Origin of the sequence: Actimicrobium sp. CCC2.4, from assembly GCF_034347385.1 — a bacterium.
In the GTDB taxonomy this organism is placed as follows: Bacteria; Pseudomonadota; Gammaproteobacteria; order Burkholderiales; family Burkholderiaceae_D; genus Actimicrobium.
Window position 1 is genome coordinate 1,653,168 of the sequence record NZ_CP133777.1, and the last position, 19,782, is coordinate 1,672,949.

Annotated in this window: 14 protein-coding genes, 3 tRNA genes, 3 rRNA genes and 1 pseudogene; 9 read left to right on the forward strand and 12 right to left on the reverse strand. The window is 56.3% G+C overall.

Translation table 11 applies throughout. The features are described 5' to 3' along the window. Window positions 1-118 precede the first annotated feature (118 nt). The 3 genes from acs (at window position 119) to RHM62_RS07685 (ending at window position 2,784) form a co-directional block, all read left to right on the forward strand. Window positions 119-2,101, forward strand: a complete 1,983-nt coding sequence (acs, locus tag RHM62_RS07675) for an acetate--CoA ligase (RefSeq protein WP_322124930.1) — start codon at window positions 119-121, stop codon at window positions 2,099-2,101. A 198-nt stretch (window positions 2,102-2,299) separates the two neighbouring features. Continuing rightward, window positions 2,300-2,390: transfer RNA gene (locus RHM62_RS07680), tRNA-Ser, on the forward strand. Between the two features lie 184 nt (window positions 2,391-2,574). After that, window positions 2,575-2,784, forward strand: coding sequence for a hypothetical protein (locus tag RHM62_RS07685; RefSeq protein WP_322124931.1), 210 nt, complete (start codon window positions 2,575-2,577; stop codon window positions 2,782-2,784). Between the two features lie 139 nt (window positions 2,785-2,923). Here the strand turns inward: RHM62_RS07685 and RHM62_RS07690 are convergent, their stop codons facing one another. The 3 genes from RHM62_RS07690 to RHM62_RS07700 all read right to left on the reverse strand — a co-directional run bounded on the left by RHM62_RS07690 (window position 2,924) and on the right by RHM62_RS07700 (window position 4,314). Beyond that, window positions 2,924-3,595 carry a 3'-5' exonuclease gene (locus RHM62_RS07690; RefSeq protein WP_322124932.1) on the reverse strand — a complete coding sequence of 224 codons (672 nt, stop codon included), beginning with the start codon at window positions 3,593-3,595 and terminating at the stop codon, window positions 2,924-2,926. 76 nt (window positions 3,596-3,671) lie between these two features. Beyond that, window positions 3,672-4,097, reverse strand: a complete 426-nt coding sequence (locus RHM62_RS07695) for a DUF2442 domain-containing protein (RefSeq protein ID WP_009665164.1) — start codon at window positions 4,095-4,097, stop codon at window positions 3,672-3,674. 4 nt (window positions 4,098-4,101) lie between these two features. After that, a complete protein-coding gene (locus tag RHM62_RS07700; protein WP_322124933.1) occupies window positions 4,102-4,314 on the reverse strand; it encodes a DUF4160 domain-containing protein in 213 nt (70 codons plus the stop codon). Window positions 4,315-4,653: 339 nt separating this feature from the next. On the opposite strand from RHM62_RS07700, the gene RHM62_RS07705 reads away from it, so the two are divergent. Further along, window positions 4,654-5,820 (forward strand): mandelate racemase/muconate lactonizing enzyme family protein, encoded by a 1,167-nt coding sequence (locus RHM62_RS07705; RefSeq protein WP_322124934.1) that lies wholly within the window; start codon window positions 4,654-4,656, stop codon window positions 5,818-5,820. A gap of 31 nt (window positions 5,821-5,851) precedes the next feature. Here the strand turns inward: RHM62_RS07705 and RHM62_RS07710 are convergent, their stop codons facing one another. The 3 genes from RHM62_RS07710 to RHM62_RS07720 all read right to left on the reverse strand — a co-directional run bounded on the left by RHM62_RS07710 (window position 5,852) and on the right by RHM62_RS07720 (window position 8,418). After that, window positions 5,852-6,538 carry a dihydrofolate reductase family protein gene (locus RHM62_RS07710; RefSeq protein WP_322124935.1) on the reverse strand — a complete coding sequence of 229 codons (687 nt, stop codon included), beginning with the start codon at window positions 6,536-6,538 and terminating at the stop codon, window positions 5,852-5,854. Between the two features lie 159 nt (window positions 6,539-6,697). Next, on the reverse strand, window positions 6,698-7,321 hold the full coding sequence (locus tag RHM62_RS07715) for a YitT family protein (RefSeq protein ID WP_322124936.1): 624 nt from the start codon (window positions 7,319-7,321) through the stop codon (window positions 6,698-6,700). A gap of 5 nt (window positions 7,322-7,326) precedes the next feature. Next, window positions 7,327-8,418 (reverse strand): branched-chain amino acid aminotransferase, encoded by a 1,092-nt coding sequence (locus tag RHM62_RS07720; RefSeq protein WP_322125353.1) that lies wholly within the window; start codon window positions 8,416-8,418, stop codon window positions 7,327-7,329. Window positions 8,419-8,924: 506 nt separating this feature from the next. Between RHM62_RS07720 and RHM62_RS07725 the strand changes: the two genes are divergently transcribed. The 5 genes from RHM62_RS07725 to rrf all read left to right on the forward strand — a co-directional run bounded on the left by RHM62_RS07725 (window position 8,925) and on the right by rrf (window position 14,351). Further along, window positions 8,925-10,457, forward strand: a 16S ribosomal RNA gene (locus tag RHM62_RS07725). Window positions 10,458-10,602: 145 nt separating this feature from the next. Further along, a tRNA-Ile gene (locus tag RHM62_RS07730) sits at window positions 10,603-10,679 on the forward strand. Between the two features lie 53 nt (window positions 10,680-10,732). Beyond that, window positions 10,733-10,808, forward strand: a tRNA-Ala gene (locus tag RHM62_RS07735). 366 nt (window positions 10,809-11,174) lie between these two features. Next, window positions 11,175-14,060, forward strand: a 23S ribosomal RNA gene (locus RHM62_RS07740). Between the two features lie 178 nt (window positions 14,061-14,238). Then, window positions 14,239-14,351, forward strand: a 5S ribosomal RNA gene (gene rrf, locus RHM62_RS07745). Together the 16S, 23S and 5S rRNA genes with 2 tRNA genes alongside form the textbook arrangement of a ribosomal RNA operon. 124 nt (window positions 14,352-14,475) lie before the next feature. On the opposite strand, the gene RHM62_RS07750 is transcribed toward rrf, so the two are convergent. The 6 genes and pseudogenes from RHM62_RS07750 to RHM62_RS07775 all read right to left on the reverse strand — a co-directional run bounded on the left by RHM62_RS07750 (window position 14,476) and on the right by RHM62_RS07775 (window position 19,761). Further along, window positions 14,476-15,753: an amidohydrolase family protein gene (locus RHM62_RS07750; RefSeq protein ID WP_322124937.1), complete on the reverse strand. Its 1,278-nt coding sequence runs from the start codon at window positions 15,751-15,753 to the stop codon at window positions 14,476-14,478. Window positions 15,754-15,876: 123 nt separating this feature from the next. Next, window positions 15,877-17,088: pseudogene (locus RHM62_RS07755) on the reverse strand (malic enzyme-like NAD(P)-binding protein); the annotation flags it as partial. Between the two features lie 5 nt (window positions 17,089-17,093). Beyond that, a complete protein-coding gene (aroQ, locus tag RHM62_RS07760) occupies window positions 17,094-17,543 on the reverse strand; it encodes a type II 3-dehydroquinate dehydratase (protein ID WP_322124938.1) in 450 nt (149 codons plus the stop codon). Window positions 17,544-17,766: 223 nt separating this feature from the next. Beyond that, window positions 17,767-18,117 (reverse strand): iron-sulfur cluster insertion protein ErpA, encoded by a 351-nt coding sequence (gene erpA / locus RHM62_RS07765; RefSeq protein WP_322124939.1) that lies wholly within the window; start codon window positions 18,115-18,117, stop codon window positions 17,767-17,769. A 73-nt stretch (window positions 18,118-18,190) separates the two neighbouring features. Beyond that, window positions 18,191-19,177, reverse strand: a complete 987-nt coding sequence (gene lipA / locus RHM62_RS07770) for a lipoyl synthase (protein WP_322124940.1) — start codon at window positions 19,175-19,177, stop codon at window positions 18,191-18,193. 23 nt (window positions 19,178-19,200) lie between these two features. Then, on the reverse strand, window positions 19,201-19,761 hold the full coding sequence (locus RHM62_RS07775) for a NifU family protein (RefSeq protein WP_322124941.1): 561 nt from the start codon (window positions 19,759-19,761) through the stop codon (window positions 19,201-19,203). Window positions 19,762-19,782: the final 21 nt, after the last annotated feature.

A 19,782-nucleotide genomic window follows, 5' to 3' on the forward strand; every position in this document is an offset into this window, starting at 1 on the left:
TGCTGTATCGTTTGACCAATTCATGTCTTGAAGCGCAGGTAAGCCCGCATGTAAGGCTGAAGTAAGAGTGAGCGCTTATCTTTTCGGCAAACAAATTCTTTCAATTAGGAGACACGTAATGGCTGGCATCGAGACACTCAAGCAGGAAACCCGCATCTTCAATCCCTCCGACGCATTCAAGGAAGCCGCTACCATTTCCGGCATGGAGGCCTACAACGCGATGTGCGCCGACGCCGAACAGGACTATGAAGGTTTCTGGGCCAGCCTGGCCCGCGAAAACCTGTCCTGGAAAAAGCCGTTCACCACGACGCTGGATGAATCCGATGCGCCGTTTTACAAATGGTTTGAAGACGGCTTGCTTAATGTCAGCTACAACTGCCTGGACCGCAACCTCGAGAACGGCAACGCCGACAAGCATGCGGTGATCTTCGAAGCCGATGGCGGTGCCGTCACCAAAATTACTTACCGCGAACTGCATCAGCAAGTCTGCAAATTCGCCAACGGCCTGAAATCACTCGGCATCAAGAAGAGCGACCGCGTCGTGATCTATATGCCGATGTCAGTCGAAGGCATCGTTGCGATGCAAGCCTGCGCCCGCATCGGCGCGACGCACTCGGTGGTCTTCGGCGGCTTCAGCGCCAAGTCACTGCAGGAACGCATCATCGATGCCGGTGCCGTCGCCGTCATCACCGCCGACCAGCAAGTCCGTGGCGGCAAGAACCTGCCACTGAAAGCCATCGTCGATGAAGCGCTGGCGCTCGGCGGTTGCGAAGCCGTTCGCAATGTCATCGTCTATCAGCGCACCAACGCCGACGTCGCCATGACCGCCGGTCGCGACCTCGTCATGAGCACGCTCGTTGCCGCGCAATCCGATGTCTGCGAACCGGAATGGGTCAGCGCCGAACATCCGCTGTTCATCCTCTACACCTCCGGTTCGACCGGTACGCCAAAAGGCGTCCAGCACTCGTCGGGTGGCTATTTGCTGTGGGCCATGTTGACCATGAAGTGGACCTTCGACATCAAGCCCGACGATGTTTTCTGGTGCACCGCCGACATCGGCTGGGTCACGGGTCACACCTATATCGCTTACGGTCCGCTGGCTGTCGGCGCAACCGAAATCGTCTTCGAAGGCATCCCGACCTTCCCGAACGCCGGCCGTTTCTGGGACATGATCGCGCGTCACAAGGCGACCATTTTCTACACCGCGCCCACCGCAATCCGCTCGCTGATCAAGGCCGCTGACGCCGACGAAAAAATCCACCCGGATCGCTACGACCTGTCCAGCCTGCGCCTGCTCGGTTCGGTCGGCGAGCCGATCAATCCGGAAGCCTGGATGTGGTACTACAAAAACATCGGCCGCGAGAACTGCCCGATCGTCGATACGTTCTGGCAGACCGAAACCGGCGGCCACATGATCACACCGCTGCCGGGCGCGACACCAATGGTGCCGGGTTCCTGCACCCTGCCGCTGCCGGGCATCACCGCCGCCATCGTTGATGAAACCGGTACCGACTTGCCGAACGGGCAGGGCGGTATCCTGGTCGTCAAGCGTCCGTGGCCATCGATGATCCGCACGATCTGGAACGATCCCGAGCGCTTCAAGAAAAGCTATTTCCCGGAAGAGCTGGGCGGCAAAACTTACCTGGCCGGCGACGGCGCAGTCCGCAATGCCGAGACCGGTTATTTCACCATCACCGGTCGCATCGACGATGTGCTCAACGTGTCCGGTCATCGGATGGGCACGATGGAAATCGAATCCGCGCTGGTGGCGCATCCGCTGGTGGCTGAAGCCGCCGTGGTCGGCAAGCCTGACGACACGACGGGCGAATCGATTTGCGCTTTCGTCGTACTCAAGCGTTCGCGCCCGACCGGCGACGAAGCCAAGCAGATCGCCAAGGAACTGCGTGACTGGGTCGCCAAAGAAATCGGTCCTATCGCCAAACCAAAGGAAATCCGTTTCGGCGATAACCTGCCGAAGACCCGTTCCGGCAAGATCATGCGCCGTCTCTTGCGCTTGCTGGCCAAGGGCGAAGAAATCACGCAAGACATCTCGACACTGGAAAATCCGGCCATCCTGGACCAGCTCAAGGACGCGCAGTAAGGCGATCGGGTCTGCGATCAGGACTAAAGCACGCTTGATCGCGACGCCGCTGGTGTGATCCAGTCGCGACGCGCTCGCAATCGCAGTTTATTTTGCCGGCAAGTCAAAATCAGCTGCAGGTTCTGGTGTTTGAAGCCGATTTATTGCTATACTTCGGCGCTTCGCTGGATGGCTGGTTGTTCCGGTGAACGCAATGCAGGAGAGGTGGATGAGCGGTTGAAGTCGCACGCCTGGAAAGCGTGTATAGGTTTATAGCCTATCGGGGGTTCGAATCCCCCTCTCTCCGCCAAGGATGTTGTTTAAAAAAAGCCGACTGAACCAGTCGGCTTTTTTGTTTTTTGTGGTGACGCGCGCGTACTGGAAACGCTCTTCAATTCCGGACGTTCGTCGGTCCATTCGCGTGGGCAAGATACCGCCGTGCCCACCCTCCGAGAAAGCAAGCCGATCGCCTCACGATCAATTTGAGAACCACTATGAAATCACTTTCCAAGCAAGAAGCCGCCGAATTCCTCTCTAGCGCAACGATCACCGAAACCAGTATCGAGGAGGGCATCGAGATTGCTCATCGCGGCACCAGCGCGGACGGTACGCCGTTTGTGCTCATCAGTGGCCGGGATGACGGCATGGCAATGCTCTTTACGACTGAATTATCAAGCGCGCTTGAAACGCTAGGCCTGCTCTGACGGGCTTCCTGTTTTGAAAGCACATCAGGTTTGATTCTCATAGGTCAGGTCTTGAAACAGACTTCCGGCAATGATTTGATCGGTGCCTCCGGGCCGGATTCTATCGGGCCTCTTCGGCGTTGGCGTTCGCGCAGTTTCTTCACTTGACGCCGGATTTGTTCTTGCGAACGGGGCCGTTGACTAATGCGTTGTCGGTTGCCGGTGGCCGTTGCAGGAATGCCGGCACTTTCGCAGCGGTGAGCCGGTTGATCTGTTGCAGGAATCGTGGATCGACTTCGCGGATACCGTAGCGCTCGCCCAGATGGGCGGCAATAGATAGCATGAGAGCAGAAGCGACTTCGGCATCGGCTTCGGCGCGGTGGGCCGTGCCTTTGAAGCGGATGCCCAGCGAGCTTGCCAGCGAACCCAGTGCATAGCTGCGCAATCCGGGGAAGACGCGCCGGGATAACTTGACCGAACAGATGACACCGGCGTGAGCTGGCACGATGCCAAGACGGGCGCTCTCGGCCAGCAGAAATTTTTCATCGAAACTGACGTTGTGGGCGGCCAGCGCATCGCTGCCGATGAAGCGCACCAGCTCCGGCATGACCTGCTCCACAGGCGGTGCTCGATCGACCATCGCTTGCGTGATACCGGTGAGCTGGCTGATGAAGGGCGAGATCCGGACATCGCAATTGATCAGCGAGACAAAGCGATCGACCACGACGCCGCCGACGATGCGCAGCGCGGCGACTTCGGTGACGCGGTCGCCCAGTGCGGGACTCATGCCGGTGGTTTCGAAGTCCATCATGACGACGGGTTGGATATACATGGTGTGCGGGTGGGGCTGGCGGGCAAGGGCGCTCAGTCTAGCGCAAGCGATGGGCTTGGGCGGGTTTTGATGCAAGCTAGATAGGTAGTAGCCCGGATACCTTTTTTGGTCGCCCGCCGCGTTGGCCGTTTTTGCGGGCCGCGACGGCTTTGGCTTCGCTCGATGTTTTGCCACCGGCTCTGCCGATTTGTGCAGCCATCCAGCGCTTTGATCCAAGGAATCCTTCCAGCAGCGCCGGGATATCGAGGTCGACATCCAGCTGGGGGAAATGCACTCCCAGACCGGACGGACTGATGACCGCATCGGCCAACTCCTCTGGGTGCGCCTTCTCCAATCCTTGTACATCACGCGGGAAAAATGCAATTTGCAGTCCGGAGGCAAGCGTGATTACGACGCGGGCTGCGCGCTTGTCGTACCGCACGTTAAGTGCTTCCGGGAAGGCCGCTTTTTTAGCTGCGCCGCGCTGGTTCGCGGCGGCAAAATCGGTATCAGTAATTGCCATGGTGTTATCTCCATGCGGCGCATAGCGCCGCCAGGTTTGCCGACAGTTCGTCAGCGATTTTCCCCAGTTCTTTTTGCGAAAATCCGTAGTTTTCGCGCAATTCCGGAAGCCCTTGCGGGCAATGCAGGTTGAATACTACCTCGCAGCCCTTTTCCTGAATATGCACATGGGCGGGGCGATGGTCGTTGGGGTAGATGACCACGCGTAAACCAAACATTGTCAGTACAGTTGGCACTTTATAGGAACCTAAGCCGGTTGGGTTATGTGTTTCCGGCCATCGTTCGCGGCAGTCGTTTCACAACGCCATCCTGGCGCGGGCAGGCTGTCAGCGCTGTGAGCTGGTCATCGGCGCGTGGCGATGGCCAAGTCCTATTGATGGGTGTGTCCATCAGAAGACAAACCGTGCGTGAACTCCTGATTCGCATTGCTGCACGGTGCGATTCATGTTCAGTCACGACGTCACTATTTGTTTTATGCGTTGAGGAAAGCACGGCGTTTGAATAGTAAGCTGGCGGCTTTCGCCAATAAGAGCGACTTCCCCTCTGGAGACCCCCGCATGAAAATCGTCGACATCCGCGAAAAAACCATCCCGATCAGCTCCCCGATCCGCAATGCCTATATCGACTTCAGCAAGATGACGTTGAGCCTGGTGGCGGTCGTCACCGATGTCATCCGCGACGGTAAACCGGTGATCGGCTACGGTTTTAATTCGAACGGGCGCTACGGACAGGGCAAGCTGATGCGCGAACGGTTTATTCCGCGCTTGCTGGAAGCCGATCCGCTCAGTCTGGTCGATGACAGCGGTAGCAACCTTGATCCGCACAAAATCTGGAACTGCATGTTCACCAACGAAAAGCCGGGCGGCCATGGCGAGCGTTCGGTGGCGATCGGAACCATCGACATGGCGGTCTGGGATGCCGTGGCCAAGATCGCCGGCCAGCCCTTGTTCCAGTTGCTGGCCGACCGGTACGGCAACGGCACGCCGGACCGGAATATTTTTGTTTATGCGGCGGGTGGTTATTACTATCCGGGCCAGAGTCACGACCAGCTCAAGGACGAGATGCGCAGCTACATCGACCGCGGCTACACGGTTGTCAAGAAGAAGATCGGCGGTGCCACGCTGGATGAGGATTTGCGCCGCATCGATTCGGTCCTGAGCGTGCTGCAGGATGGTCAGAAGCTGGCGGTCGACGCGAACGGGCGGTTTGATCTTGATACCGCGATTGCCTATGCGAAGGCACTGTCGCAGTACGACCTGTTCTGGTATGAAGAAGCCGGTGACCCGCTCGACTTCGAATTGCAGGCGACGCTACGCAACTATTATGCAAACCCGATGGCGACCGGCGAGAATCTGTTCTCGATGCAGGATGCGCGCAACCTGATCCGCTACGGCGGCATGCGTGCCGACCGTGACTGGCTGCAGTTCGATTGCGCGCTGAGCTACGGGCTGGTCGAGTACCTGCGCACGCTGGACATGCTGCGAGAGCACGGCTGGTCTGCCAAACGATGCATCCCGCATGGCGGGCATCAGATGTCGCTTAACATTGCCGCCGGCCTGGGGCTGGGTGGCAATGAATCTTATCCTGATCTGTTTCAGCCGTATGGCGGTTTTCCGGATGGCGTGAAGGTCGAGAACGGCCACATCTTCCTGCCGGAACTGCCGGGGCTGGGTTTCGAAGGCAAGGCGGATTTGTATCGGGAGATGGTCAAGCTGACGCAATAGCCGGCCCGGGCAGGCCCGGGGTGGCCTTGCCTTATTGTTTTATGTAGCGCAGCCAGACGCTGCCGCCCTCCTGGATTTCTGCCGAGGTCAGGGTCAGGTAGGCCGGGTTGGTCCAGGTTTCCTTGCTGACTTCGAACGAGGCCGGATGATCGCCACGGCCGTCGATCAGCGGCAAGACGAGGACACTGACTTCGTCGACCAGTCCGGCATTGACGAAGGATCCGCTGACGTGCGGGCCGCCTTCGACGATCAGGCGCTTGGTGCCGAGTTCGTCGGCGAGGAGGGCCACGACTTTGGCGAGGTCGATGTCGGTCTTGCCGCCAAAGAGGTACGACACCTTGATCGATTGCAGGTAGGCGAGGTAATCATCGGCAACTGCTTCGGTGACTACGGCGATGACATGGGAGTCGAGTGCCTGGTTGCTTTTCCATTCGACCTTGCCGTGCGGATCAATGGCCACTGCGTAGCAGGTGGCATTTTTGTCGGCAAAGTGATGAGTGCGCGGGATAGGCTTGGTGGCAAGGCCTGCCGGATAGCCGTCGCCGTGAGCGATTTCCTGCATCGTGACGCGGCCGCAGATCCAGGCGTCGAACTTGAATTGCTTGGCGAGCGTTTCGTAAAGTGTGCCGGCGTTCTTTTTGAAGGCACGGTCCCAGCCGTCCGTGAGGGCGTGGCCATCGAGTGACGACATCATGTGACAAATGACATAAGGCTTCATGCAAAACTCCTGACCGTATCTGGTGATGAATCCGTCCGGATGGGCGCGCGCGGCATGATTAGCGTAAGGCCATCACGGTGCGATTCCGGGAAGAACGAAATCCATCTTACCGGTTTTAAAAGATACTGGCTCGGTGGCGTTTTCTCATCGGGGGCTGTGTCAATACCCGATATAACGGCCCGGGCGATGCCAGGCGATCACCATTGCACTCATCGAAAATGCGCTCAGCGCCGACCACGCCAGCCGGTCCGGTGCGATCACCGTCGTCGAGACCAGCAAGATGCCGACGTCAATGATGATCTGGCTGCGGCCGGCATTGATGCCGCGCTTTTTTTGCAGCCACAGCGTGATGACACCGGTGCCACCGACGCCGGCACCATGGCGGGCGAGGGCGAGAATACCCATTCCGCACAGAGTGCCTCCGGCCAAAGCCGCGAAGGCCGGATTGATGAAATCGATGTGCAGAGCTTTAGGCATCAGCGTCATCAGGCAGGTAACGCCGAGATTGACCGCAATCGTCTTCAGGGCAAATTGCCATCCCATTGCAAAATAGGCAAAGACGAAGAACGGGATATTGACCAAGGTAAAAATAAGTCCGACGGGAAGCGGAAAGACGTAGGAAGCCAGTAGCGCGATGCCGGCGATGCCGCCGGTGACGAGGCCGGCGGTTTTTAGTAGCAGCAAACCGATGACGATGAAGGTTAAGCCGATGATGAGTGCGTAGACGTCTTCTGTCAGGCTGTGCGGATGTCCGCCCGGAGGCGGAATAGTCAACTTGCTCATGCTGTTCACGTCAGGTGATGCACCCATGACTCGGTATCTTCAAGGCGACCGCGTTGTATGCCGGTTAGCAGATCGCGGATGCGTGTCGTCACGGGGCCGACGGCACCGTCTGCGATAACGAGTTCGCCGCCTACATGGCGAATCCGGCCGACTCCGGCAATTACCGCTGCCGTGCCACAAGCGAAAACTTCACGCAATTGGCCGCTAGCGATATCGGCGCACCACTGATCGAAGCTGTATGGACGTTCTTCCACTGTCATACCTTCGCGCCGTGCCAGATCGATTACCGAACTACGCGTGATCCCGGGCAGGATCGTGCCGCTTAATGGCGGGGTAACGAGCGTGCCGTCTGCCATGCAGAAAAAGACATTCATGCCACCCAGTTCCTCGACCCAGCGATGTTCGACTGCATCAAGGAACACTACCTGATCGCAACCGTTGGCCGTGGCCTGGGACTGCGCCAGCAAACTAGCTGCATAGTTGCCGCCGCACTTAGCTGCGCCAGTGCCGCCTGGTGCCGCGCGGGTATATTCATCGGATACCCAGACGGTGACGGCAGAGTCGCCATTTTTGAAGTAGGGACCAACGGGTGAGGCGATTACGCAGAAAATATATTCGAGTGATGGGCGCACGCCAAGAAAGGTTTCCGAGCCAAACATGAACGGACGCAAATACAAGCTCCCGTCTCCTTCCGGTACCCAGTGCTTGTCAATCTTGACCAAGGCTTCGACGGCAGCCAGGAACAGGCTGTCCGGTACGGGCGTCATTGCCATGCGCGCAGCGGAGCGCTGGAATCGATGTGCATTTTCTAGTGGACGGAACATCAGTATGTCGCCGTCGGCACCACGGTAGGCTTTCATGCCTTCAAAAATCTGTTGTGCGTAGTGAAGGGCGGCACACGCCGGATCAAGCAAAAACGGCTTTCTGGACTCGACCATCGCATCGTGCCAGCCCTTTGCTTCGTTCCAGCGCACGGTGACCATATGGTCAGTGAAGACGCGGCCGAAGCCGGGGTTGGCCAGCAGGGCGGTAACTTCCGCAGTGGTAGCTAGGCGCGGATGGGTTTCCTGAGTGAACAGCCATTCTGTATTCGTCATCGTCTTTTTCAATGCAAAAGTGGAAGCAGGAATTATGCGCTTTGAGATCGTTGCCACCAACTGGCAGTAATCTTTTTTCGCAATTAATTTATCGGAAATTGTCTGGCATCGGCGGTATCTTCCCGTCGCGCCAAGCGAGTCGAAAATATCATGTCGCAAACACTTGCGCTGAGGCTTCGACATAGCTATAGTTCGCCTCCTGTTTCAGCGACATCGAAGCGCAGACAAACAAAACGCTTTGTCAGCAGCACACAAGACGGCACGGTCGGTGAGGGTAATCGAAGTGTTGTGGATGGTGCGGTAAGTTCTTTAACAATTAACAGTTGATAAGTGTGGGCACTTGGTGGAAGTGCACTGTGGTGACTTAGGTTGCTACGGAGTCTTTACATATAAGCAAGTGCTCACGAAGAAATATAGGAAAGATTGAAAGATTGATCCTGTCAGTATTTTGAGTGAGCGACCGGTCAGCGATGACCATGTCCGAGAGGACATAAAACACAGAGATTAAACTGAAGAGTTTGATCCTGGCTCAGATTGAACGCTGGCGGCATGCCTTACACATGCAAGTCGAACGGCAGCACGGGGGCAACCCTGGTGGCGAGTGGCGAACGGGTGAGTAATATATCGGAACGTGCCCTGGAGTGGGGGATAACGCAGCGAAAGTTGCGCTAATACCGCATACGATCTACGGATGAAAGTGGGGGATCCGCAAGGACCTCATGCTCGTGGAGCGGCCGATATCTGATTAGCTAGTTGGTAGGGTAAAAGCCTACCAAGGCGACGATCAGTAGCTGGTCTGAGAGGACGACCAGCCACACTGGAACTGAGACACGGTCCAGACTCCTACGGGAGGCAGCAGTGGGGAATTTTGGACAATGGGGGCAACCCTGATCCAGCAATGCCGCGTGAGTGAAGAAGGCCTTCGGGTTGTAAAGCTCTTTTGTCGGGGAAGAAACGGTTCATCTTAATACGGTGGGCTAATGACGGTACCCGAAGAATAAGCACCGGCTAACTACGTGCCAGCAGCCGCGGTAATACGTAGGGTGCAAGCGTTAATCGGAATTACTGGGCGTAAAGCGTGCGCAGGCGGTTATGTAAGACAGATGTGAAATGCCCGGGCTCAACCTGGGAACTGCATTTGTGACTGCATGGCTAGAGTGTGTCAGAGGGGGGTAGAATTCCACGTGTAGCAGTGAAATGCGTAGAGATGTGGAGGAATACCGATGGCGAAGGCAGCCCCCTGGGATAACACTGACGCTCATGCACGAAAGCGTGGGGAGCAAACAGGATTAGATACCCTGGTAGTCCACGCCCTAAACGATGTCTACTAGTTGTCGGGTCTTAATTGACTTGGTAACGCAGCTAACGCGTGAAGTAGACCGCCTGGGGAGTACGGTCGCAAGATTAAAACTCAAAGGAATTGACGGGGACCCGCACAAGCGGTGGATGATGTGGATTAATTCGATGCAACGCGAAAAACCTTACCTACCCTTGACATGGCTGGAAGCTTTGAGAGATCAGAGTGTGCTCGCAAGAGAACCAGTACACAGGTGCTGCATGGCTGTCGTCAGCTCGTGTCGTGAGATGTTGGGTTAAGTCCCGCAACGAGCGCAACCCTTGTCATTAGTTGCTACGAAAGGGCACTCTAATGAGACTGCCGGTGACAAACCGGAGGAAGGTGGGGATGACGTCAAGTCCTCATGGCCCTTATGGGTAGGGCTTCACACGTCATACAATGGTACATACAGAGGGCCGCCAACCCGCGAGGGGGAGCTAATCCCAGAAAGTGTATCGTAGTCCGGATTGTAGTCTGCAACTCGACTGCATGAAGTTGGAATCGCTAGTAATCGCGGATCAGCATGTCGCGGTGAATACGTTCCCGGGTCTTGTACACACCGCCCGTCACACCATGGGAGCGGGTTTCACCAGAAGTAGGTAGCTTAACCGCAAGGAGGGCGCTTACCACGGTGGGATTCGTGACTGGGGTGAAGTCGTAACAAGGTAGCCGTATCGGAAGGTGCGGCTGGATCACCTCCTTTCTAGAGCATGCGCGGAAGCCCTGTGTCCACACTTATCAGCTGTTAGTCGAGAGAAGAACAGCAAGCAGTAAAAACAAGCAAGCGATGACAAGGAAGTGCACGAGAGTGTGGTGATATGTCGTGGTGAAGTGGCGCGGGTTCAAGCGGGTCTGTAGCTCAGTTGGTTAGAGCACCGTGTTGATAACGCGGGGGTCGTTGGTTCGAGCCCAACCAGACCCACCAAGACAGAGTAGGGTGGTAAGCAGCAAGTAGTTAAGCAGTCAGTGAAACACCTGGGGGGTTTAGCTCAGCTGGGAGAGCACCTGCTTTGCAAGCAGGGGGTCGTCGGTTCGATCCCGTCAACCTCCACCAGAGAACGATGAATAAATGCAGTGAAGTAAAAATGCAAACCTAAGCAGCGTCATTCGCGAAGCGAATGACAAGGTATTAGGTTTGGTTTTTTATAACAAGAAACCATGAGCTGTTCGCTCTTTAACAATTTGGAAGAAGTAAAGATTTATCAGTGTCGATGAGACTCGTGAAAGCGAGAATTAAAGGCGCTGGTGGGTAGTGATTGTAATCAACAAACATGGATTCAACATGCTTGCATCTAGCTGGGCTACGCAAGTAGCTACAAAGGTGCAAGTGCATACGTAGTACTCAGTTGTTCTAACCGTCTTTGTGTCACCGGTGCATTTCGAAAGAAAGACGCTGGTGGTACAGAGGTCAACGTTATAGGGACAAGTGACTAAGTGCACATGGTGGATGCCTAGGCGATATCAGGCGATGAAGGACGTAGTAGCTTGCGATAAGCTGCGGGGAGCGAGCAAACACGCTGTGATCCGCAGATTTCCGAATGGGGTAACCCGGCCTTAATGGTCATTGCAACCTGAATACATAGGGTTGCAAAGCGAACGCGGCGAACTGAAACATCTAAGTAGCTGCAGGAAAAGAAATCAACCGAGATTCCCAAAGTAGCGGCGAGCGAAATGGGAAGAGCCTGCAAGATCTAGCATGAGACATAGTGGAAGCCACTGGAAATTGGCGCCATAGTGGGTGATAGCCCCGTACACGAAATGTCTGGTGTGGAACTAAGCTTGCGACAAGTAGGGCGGGACACGCGAAATCCTGTCTGAAGATGGGGGGACCATCCTCCAAGGCTAAATACTCGATATCGACCGATAGTGAACCAGTACCGTGAGGGAAAGGCGAAAAGAACCCCGGAAGGGGAGTGAAATAGATCCTGAAACCGTGTGCATACAAACAGTAGGAGCGGACTTGATCCGTGACTGCGTACCTTTTGTATAATGGGTCAGCGACTTACATTCAGTGGCAAGGTTAACCGTATAGGGTAGCCGTAGAGAAATCGAGTCCGAATAGGGCGTTCAGTCGCTGGGTGTAGACCCGAAACCAAGTGATCTACTCATGGCCAGGATGAAGGTGCGGTAACACGCACTGGAGGTCCGAACCCACTAATGTTGAAAAATTAGGGGATGAGCTGTGGGTAGGGGTGAAAGGCTAAACAAACTTGGAGATAGCTGGTTCTCTCCGAAAACTATTTAGGTAGTGCCTCTTGTATCACCATCGGGGGTAGAGCACTGTTATGGCTAGGGGGTCATCGCGACTTACCAACCCATTGCAAACTCCGAATACCGATGAGTGCGAGCAAGGGAGACAGACGTCGGGTGCTAACGTCCGGCGTCAAGAGGGAAACAACCCAGACCGCCAGCTAAGGTCCCAAAGATTGGCTAAGTGGAAAACGAAGTGGGAAGGCTAAAACAGTCAGGATGTTGGCTTAGAAGCAGCCATCATTTAAAGAAAGCGTAATAGCTCACTGATCGAGTCGTCCTGCGCGGAAGATGTAACGGGGCTAAGCCAGTCACCGAAGCTGCGGATATTAACGTCATTTATGACGTCGATATGGTAGGAGAGCGTTCTGTAAGCCTGCGAAGGTGTCTTGTAAAGGATGCTGGAGGTATCAGAAGTGCGAATGCTGACATGAGTAGCGATAATGGGGGTGAAAAGCCTCCACGCCGTAAGCCCAAGGTTTCCTGTTCAACGTTCATCGGAGCAGGGTGAGTCGGCCCCTAAGGCGAGGCAGAGATGCGTAGCTGATGGGAAGCAGGTTAATATTCCTGCACCGTCGTATGATGCGATGGGGGGACGGATCGCGGAAGGTTGTCCGGGTGTTGGAAGTCCCGGTCCTTGACTTGTAGAAGGCATCTAGGTAAATCCGGGTGCGTAATTCAAGGGGTTGAGGCCAGCTTATTTATAAGCGAAGCAATCGGAAGTGGTTCCAAGAAAAGCCTCTAAGCTTCAGTCATACGAGACCGTACCGCAAACCGACACAGGTGGGCGAGATGAGTATTCTAAGGCGCTTGAGAGAACTCGGGAGAAGGAACTCGGCAAATTGGTACCGTAACTTCGGGATAAGGTACGCCCTTGTAGTTTGACCTCCCTGCGGAGGAAGGACGAAAGGGTTGCAATAAACTGGTGGCTGCGACTGTTTAATAAAAACACAGCACTCTGCAAACACGAAAGTGGACGTATAGGGTGTGACGCCTGCCCGGTGCTGGAAGATTAAATGATGGGGTGCAAGCTCTTGATTGAAGTCCCAGTAAACGGCGGCCGTAACTATAACGGTCCTAAGGTAGCGAAATTCCTTGTCGGGTAAGTTCCGACCTGCACGAATGGCGTAACGATGGCCACACTGTCTCCTCCCGAGACTCAGCGAAGTTGAAATGTTTGTGATGATGCAATCTACCCGCGGCTAGACGGAAAGACCCCATGAACCTTTACTGTAGCTTTGCATTGGACTTTGAACCAATCTGTGTAGGATAGGTGGGAGGCTTTGAAGCGGGGACGCTAGTTCTCGTGGAGCCAACCTTGAAATACCACCCTGGTTTGTTTGAGGTTCTAACCTTGGTCCGTTATCCGGATCGGGGACAGTGCATGGTAGGCAGTTTGACTGGGGCGGTCTCCTCCCAAAGTGTAACGGAGGAGTTCGAAGGTACGCTAATTACGGTCGGACATCGTGATGATAGTGCAATGGCATAAGCGTGCTTAACTGCGAGACTGACAAGTCGAGCAGGTACGAAAGTAGGACATAGTGATCCGGTGGTTCTGTATGGAAGGGCCATCGCTCAACGGATAAAAGGTACTCTGGGGATAACAGGCTGATTCCTCCCAAGAGTTCATATCGACGGGGGAGTTTGGCACCTCGATGTCGGCTCATCACATCCTGGGGCTGTAGCCGGTCCCAAGGGTATGGCTGTTCGCCATTTAAAGTGGTACGTGAGCTGGGTTTAAAACGTCGTGAGACAGTTTGGTCCCTATCTGCCGTGGGCGTTGGAAATTTGAAGGGGGCTGCTCCTAGTACGAGAGGACCGGAGTGGACGAACCTCTGGTGTACCGGTTGTCACGCCAGTGGCATTGCCGGGTAGCTAAGTTCGGAAGAGATAACCGCTGAAAGCATCTAAGCGGGAAACTTGCCTTGAGATGAGATTTCCCAGGAACTTGATTCCTTTGAAGGGTCGTTCGAGACCAGGACGTTGATAGGCTGGGTGTGGAAGTGCAGTAATGCATTAAGCTAACCAGTACTAATTGCCCGTAAGGCTTGTCCCTATAACCTTGATGGGTTAGAGACGACGAGTATGGCGTATGCGATTGTTGATGCATCACGCCCGCTAACTGCACACTGAAGATGATTTCAAGGTGTGTGTTGTACTTCTTTACTTCTTCCGAATTGCGTCCCCTGAGGGAGCCAGATCAACGGCCCCCACAGAGGATTCTACAAGTTAAGCCTGATGACCATAGCGCGTCGGTACCACCCCTTCCCATCCCGAACAGGACCGTGAAACGACGTTGCGCCGATGATAGTGCGTCAACACGTGTGAAAGTAGGTCATCGTCAGGCTCAGTTACATGCAGCAAACAAGAAGGCCCTTCGAAAGAAGGGCCTTTTTGCGTTGGCGCGGCAGAAAAAAGCGAAGGGAAGTTGTTGATCTTTCGTTGCATCGGTCGCTATCTGGAATTGCAGTCTATCGACATGCCATCCAATCCACCATCGAAGGCCTGCCTCGCAAATCCAAGGTCGCGGTTGCTGCCGGCGTACGTGAAATCACTTTGCCCGCCTGGATTACCACAAGACGGGTTGCGCGCAAGCGAATCGCTTCCACGCTATCACGCGCTTGCAGCACCACCATGTCGGCCTTGCATCCAACGGCAATGCCGTAGCCTTCCAAACCAAGTATGTGCGCCGGCGCAGTAGTCACTGCCTCGAAGCACGCCCGCATCGCATCTTGCCCGGTCATCTGCGCAACATGCAATCCCATCTGCGCTACCTCCAGCATGTCGGCGCTGCCGAGCGGATACCATGGATCCATCACGCAATCATGACCGAACGCGACAGTGATACCTGCCGCCATCAGCTCCGGAACACGCGTCATGCCACGGCGTTTGGGATAGGTATCGTGACGACCCTGCAGCGTGATGTTGATCAGCGGATTGGCGATCGCGGTGACGCCGGCTTCATGGATCAGCGGAATCAGTTTCGAGACGTAATAATTGTCCATCGAATGCATCGACGTCAGATGCGAGCCGTTCACCCGACCCTGCAAGCCGAGGCGCTGCGTATGAAATGCCAAGGTCTCGATATGCCGTGACATCGGATCGTCCGATTCATCGCAGTGCATGTCGACACGCAGGCCGCGTTCCGCCGCGAGTTCACACAGGATGCGAACGGATTCTGCACCGTCGCTCATCGTGCGTTCGAAATGCGGAATGCCACCCACCACATCGACGCCCATATCGAGTGCTCGGGTCAGCTTGGCCAGCACGCCAGGCGCGCGCAACACACCATCCTGCGGAAACGCGACCAGCTGCAGGTCGAGATAAGGTTTCACTTTTTCGCGAACATGCAGCAGCGCTTCCACCGCTAGCAATCGCGGATCGCATACATCGACATGCGACCGGATTGCCAGTAATCCCTTGGCCACCGCCCAGTCGCAATAAGCAAGCGCACGTTCGACCAGCATCTCCTGTGTCAGCAGCGGCTTAAGTTCTCCCCACAGCGCGATGCCCTCGAGCAGCGTGCCCGACTCGTTCACGCGCGGCAGGCCATACGATAAGGTCGAATCCATATGAAAGTGAGCATCGACAAATGGTGCCGTGACGAGCTGGCCTTCCACGTCGATGAGGCTGTCTGCGGTCGCCGCGAGATGCGGCGTGACAGCAATGATGCGACCGGCTTCGATGCCAACATCGATTCCGGTGCGACCATCGGCCAAGGTACAGTTGCGCAGAATCAGGTCCAGCATCGGAGACCTCCCGGAGAGTCGATAGTGCGACCGATGCTAATCGACGGGAGGCTGAACGGCAAGCCGCCCGTCACGGCAGCACTCCGGGCACTTCTCCTTACATCAAATCAAGGTAAGAGCCAACGCCGTGAGCCGTTCTGCATACGCCGTTTCATCAAGCTGCCGTTTTGCCACGCCGCTATCGAAAGCAGCCGTCGCAATCTTTGGCGTCACACTGGTCAGCAAGCGCGGATCCAGCAGCGTCGGCACGATGTATTCAGTACCGAAGTGGCTGTCGCTTTGCGCCATCCCTGCCAGTGCGACTACGCAGGCGCGTTTCATGTCCTGATTGATGGTGCTCGCACCTGAGTCAAGTGCAGCACGGAACAAGTAGGGAAAGCACAGCGCGTTGTTGATCTGGTTCGGATAATCCGAACGGCCGGTGGCGATGATTGCGTCCGGTGCGACTTCGCGGATCAGTTCCGGCCGCAGTTCCGGTTCCGGATTGGCGAGTGCAAAGATGATCGGCTTGGCGGCCATCGCGCGCACATCCTGTTGCGTGAGCAAACCGGGACCGGACAAACCGAGAAACACGTCTGCACCTTCAATAACCTGCGACAACGTGGTCGCGATCGTGTCCTGCGCCCAAAGCTGTTTTTCGGTAGTCAGCGTGCGGCTGGTCGAGATCACGCCGCGGCTGTCACAGACAATCACGTTTTTGCGCTGCACACCGATATCGACGAGCATATCAAGGCAAGCCATCGCGGCCGCACCTGCACCGGAACAGACAACCTTGACGTCGCTGATCACGCGTCCGGTCAGTGCCAGCGCATTGAGCAAACCAGCGCCGACAACAATGGCGGTGCCATGCTGGTCGTCATGAAAGACCGGGATCGACAGGCGTTCCCGCAACTTGCGCTCGACATAAAAACACTCGGGAGCCTTGATGTCTTCGAGGTTGATGCCGCCGAAGGTCGGGTGCAAGGCAGCAATGATCTCGACCAGTTTTTCGGGATCCGTCTCATCGATTTCAATGTCGAAGGCATCGACGCCGGCGAATTTCTTGAACAGCACGGCTTTGCCTTCCATCACTGGTTTGCTGGCCAGAGCACCGATGTTGCCCAGGCCAAGTACGGCGGTACCGTTGGTGATGACGGCGACCAGGTTGCCCTTGGCGGTGTACTCGTAGGCCTTGGCTGGTTCCTTCTGGATTGCGAGGCAGGGTGCGGCAACGCCAGGAGAATAAGCCAGCGCCAGATCAGCGGAACTGGTAACCGCCTTGGTGACCTGAATGGCAATTTTGCCGGGTTGACCGAGGGCGTGATAAGCGAGGGCTTGGTGTTCGATAGTGGGCATCTGTTTCAGGTTTTCTGTAAGGTTTTTGCTGCCGAGACGGCAGCTCGAAGGGCAAGGAGGTAACTGTCAACGCCAAAGCCGGCAATCTGGCCTTTGACGATATCGGCGAAGACCGAGGTGTGGCGGAATACTTCGCGTGCGTGAATGTTCGACATGTGCACTTCAACAATGGGCACAGTCAGAATGGCGAGGGCATCACGGATGCCGTAGCTGTAATGGGTCCAGGCACCGGCATTGATCAGAACTGCATCGACACCATCGGCATAGCCTTGATGGATACGATCGCACATCGCGCCTTCACAATTGGTCTGGAAGCTGGTCACCGCGACGCCGAGCTCGTGGCCAAGGTCGTGCAGTTGCTGGTCGATGTCGGCCAGTGTGACGGTGCCGTACTGCAGCGGATCACGCTTGCCGAACATGTTGTGGTTGATACCGTGCAGCATCAGGATGTTCATGGTCGCTTTGCCGGAAAAGAGGAATCGGGAACGTGATTTTACCCGCGCCCGGCCCGGCACATGTGGCTAGCAGTGATCCGTGGTGATCAGAGAGCTACTCTGTGGTGTGATACCGCAGAGTAGCCAGCGCCGTCGGCATGCTTCTCGCACAGGTAATGCTGTCACTGACGCGGCCTCATACCGTACCTCGGTGCAGGTTTTCCATTCGCCGAATTACACCGAACTACGCCGAAAACGACGAGCCGCAACCGCAGGTGGATGTGGCCCCCGGATTCTTGATCACGAACTGCGCACCCTCCAGATCATCCTTGTAATCGATTTCAGCACCGACCAGGTACTGATAGCTCATGGAATCGATCAGCAATTGCACGCCATTTTTTTCCATGGTGGTGTCGTCTTCATTGGCGACTTCGTCAAACGTAAAACCGTACTGGAAGCCGGAACAGCCTCCGCCCTGCACGAAGACGCGCAGCTTCAGTTCGGGGTTGCCCTCTTCCTCGATCAACTGGGCGACCTTGGCGGCGGCGTTGTCGGTGAACAGGATGGGGGCGGGCATTTCCGTGGTGGCATTCATGGTGGACTCCAATAAGTATGACGATCAAATAATAGGGTGCTAGGTATTCAGATACGCGACATGCCCGGAAAGATCAGACCAGTCCCGCGCCGGCCGCCTGCAGATCCGCGTGGTAGGAACTGCGCACCATCGGACCGGACGAGACATTGGCAAAGCCCATTTTCTCGGCCTCTTGCTGGTACATCACGAATCTATCCGGATGTACGTAACGCTGCACTGCCAGATGACCGCCGGACGGTTGCAGATACTGGCCGATGGTCAGCATGTCCACGCCATGTGCGCGCAACTCGCGCAAAACCTCCAGGATTTCATCATCGGTCTCGCCCAGCCCGACCATCAGGCCGGACTTGGTCGGAATCGCAGGATGCATTGCCTTGAAATTTTTCAGCAGGTTCAGCGAATTCTGGAAATCGGCACCGGGGCGCGCTTCCTTGTACAGGCGCGGCACGGTCTCGATATTGTGGTTTAACACATCGGGCGGTGCGGCGCCGAGGATGTCCAGTGCCAGTTCAAGCCGGCCACCAAAATCAGGCGTCAGGATTTCGATGCGGGTGGCCGGTGCCGCCGCACGGATCCGGCGAATGCAGTCAACAAAATGGCTGGCCCCGCCGTCCGGCAAATCATCGCGGTCGACCGAAGTGAGCACCACATAGCTGAGCTTCATCAGCGCGATGGTGCGAGCCAGCCGGGCCGGTTCGTCGACATCGAGTGCATCGGGCCGCCCGGTGCTGACATTACAAAAGCGGCAGCGGCGCGTGCACTTGTCGCCCATGATCATGAAGGTGGCCGTGCCTTTGCTCCAGCATTCGCCGATGTTCGGGCAGGACGCTTCTTCGCAGACCGTCACCAGCTGATTCGCATGGACGATGTCCTTGGTCTCGCTGAAACGACCCGATGACGCGACCTTGACCCGGATCCAGTTCGGCTTTGGCAGCCGGTCCGACGGCAGTGTCGCGTCACGCTTGGTTTTGAGTGTGCCGCGTTGCTGATCGGGCCGGTCGCCAGTTGGCACCGGCAGGATAGATACGACATTTCTGAAAGTGATGGTTTCCACGGTCATGGCAAAACTCTCCTGATGAGTGACTAAACAGCCTGCACGGCAATGTCCGGCTCGATCGAGCGCAACAGGTTTTCGATACTCGCGAGCGTGCCGCCGATCGAACTCGGGCAGGTACCGCACGCGCCCTGGTAGTGGATGCTCAGCGTATCGCCCGACAGCCCCAGCACATGCAGGTCACCGCCATCGGCCTGCAGCGCCGGACGGATCTGCAGATCGAGCAAGTCAGTCATCCGCGCAAAGCGGTCCTGCTCGTCTTCGCTCATGTCGTGCACGGCAAGCCGGGCCGCCGAGACCAGCTCCGCCGATTGCGCCGCCGCCGCCGGTGCCGCGCGCAAGGGCACGGCAATCAGGCGCACCAGCGCCGGCCAGTCGGCCTCGCCATCCTGCGTCACGGTCAGCCAGCGATCGGTATAAAACACATTGGTCACGTGATCGAGCGCAAACAGCGCAGTGGCCAGCGGATCATCGGCGGCTTGTGCCGGGTTGTCGTACGCATGCGCGACGCCCCAGCTCAAGGGTTCATGCAGCGTGAACTTCACGGCATTCGGATTCGGGGTGTCATCAATTTCAGCAATTTTTGGCATGTGGACTCCCTGTAAAAAAGA

Excerpts from the sequence above, each read along its gene's own strand:
- acs (WP_322124930.1), top strand. The coding sequence starts at position 119 with ATGGCTGGCATCGAGACACTCAAGCAGGAAACCCGCATCTTCAATCCC.
- RHM62_RS07685 (WP_322124931.1), top strand. The coding sequence starts at position 2,575 with ATGAAATCACTTTCCAAGCAAGAAGCCGCCGAATTCCTCTCTAGCGCA.
- RHM62_RS07690 (WP_322124932.1), bottom strand. The coding sequence starts at position 3,595 with ATGTATATCCAACCCGTCGTCATGATGGACTTCGAAACCACCGGCATG.
- RHM62_RS07695 (WP_009665164.1), bottom strand. The coding sequence starts at position 4,097 with ATGGCAATTACTGATACCGATTTTGCCGCCGCGAACCAGCGCGGCGCA.
- RHM62_RS07700 (WP_322124933.1), bottom strand. The coding sequence starts at position 4,314 with ATGTTTGGTTTACGCGTGGTCATCTACCCCAACGACCATCGCCCCGCC.
- RHM62_RS07705 (WP_322124934.1), top strand. The coding sequence starts at position 4,654 with ATGAAAATCGTCGACATCCGCGAAAAAACCATCCCGATCAGCTCCCCG.
- RHM62_RS07710 (WP_322124935.1), bottom strand. The coding sequence starts at position 6,538 with ATGAAGCCTTATGTCATTTGTCACATGATGTCGTCACTCGATGGCCAC.
- RHM62_RS07715 (WP_322124936.1), bottom strand. The coding sequence starts at position 7,321 with ATGAGCAAGTTGACTATTCCGCCTCCGGGCGGACATCCGCACAGCCTG.
- RHM62_RS07720 (WP_322125353.1), bottom strand. The coding sequence starts at position 8,418 with ATGACGAATACAGAATGGCTGTTCACTCAGGAAACCCATCCGCGCCTA.
- RHM62_RS07750 (WP_322124937.1), bottom strand. The coding sequence starts at position 15,753 with ATGCTGGACCTGATTCTGCGCAACTGTACCTTGGCCGATGGTCGCACC.
- aroQ (WP_322124938.1), bottom strand. The coding sequence starts at position 17,543 with ATGAACATCCTGATGCTGCACGGTATCAACCACAACATGTTCGGCAAG.
- erpA (WP_322124939.1), bottom strand. The coding sequence starts at position 18,117 with ATGAATGCCACCACGGAAATGCCCGCCCCCATCCTGTTCACCGACAAC.
- lipA (WP_322124940.1), bottom strand. The coding sequence starts at position 19,177 with ATGACCGTGGAAACCATCACTTTCAGAAATGTCGTATCTATCCTGCCG.
- RHM62_RS07775 (WP_322124941.1), bottom strand. The coding sequence starts at position 19,761 with ATGCCAAAAATTGCTGAAATTGATGACACCCCGAATCCGAATGCCGTG.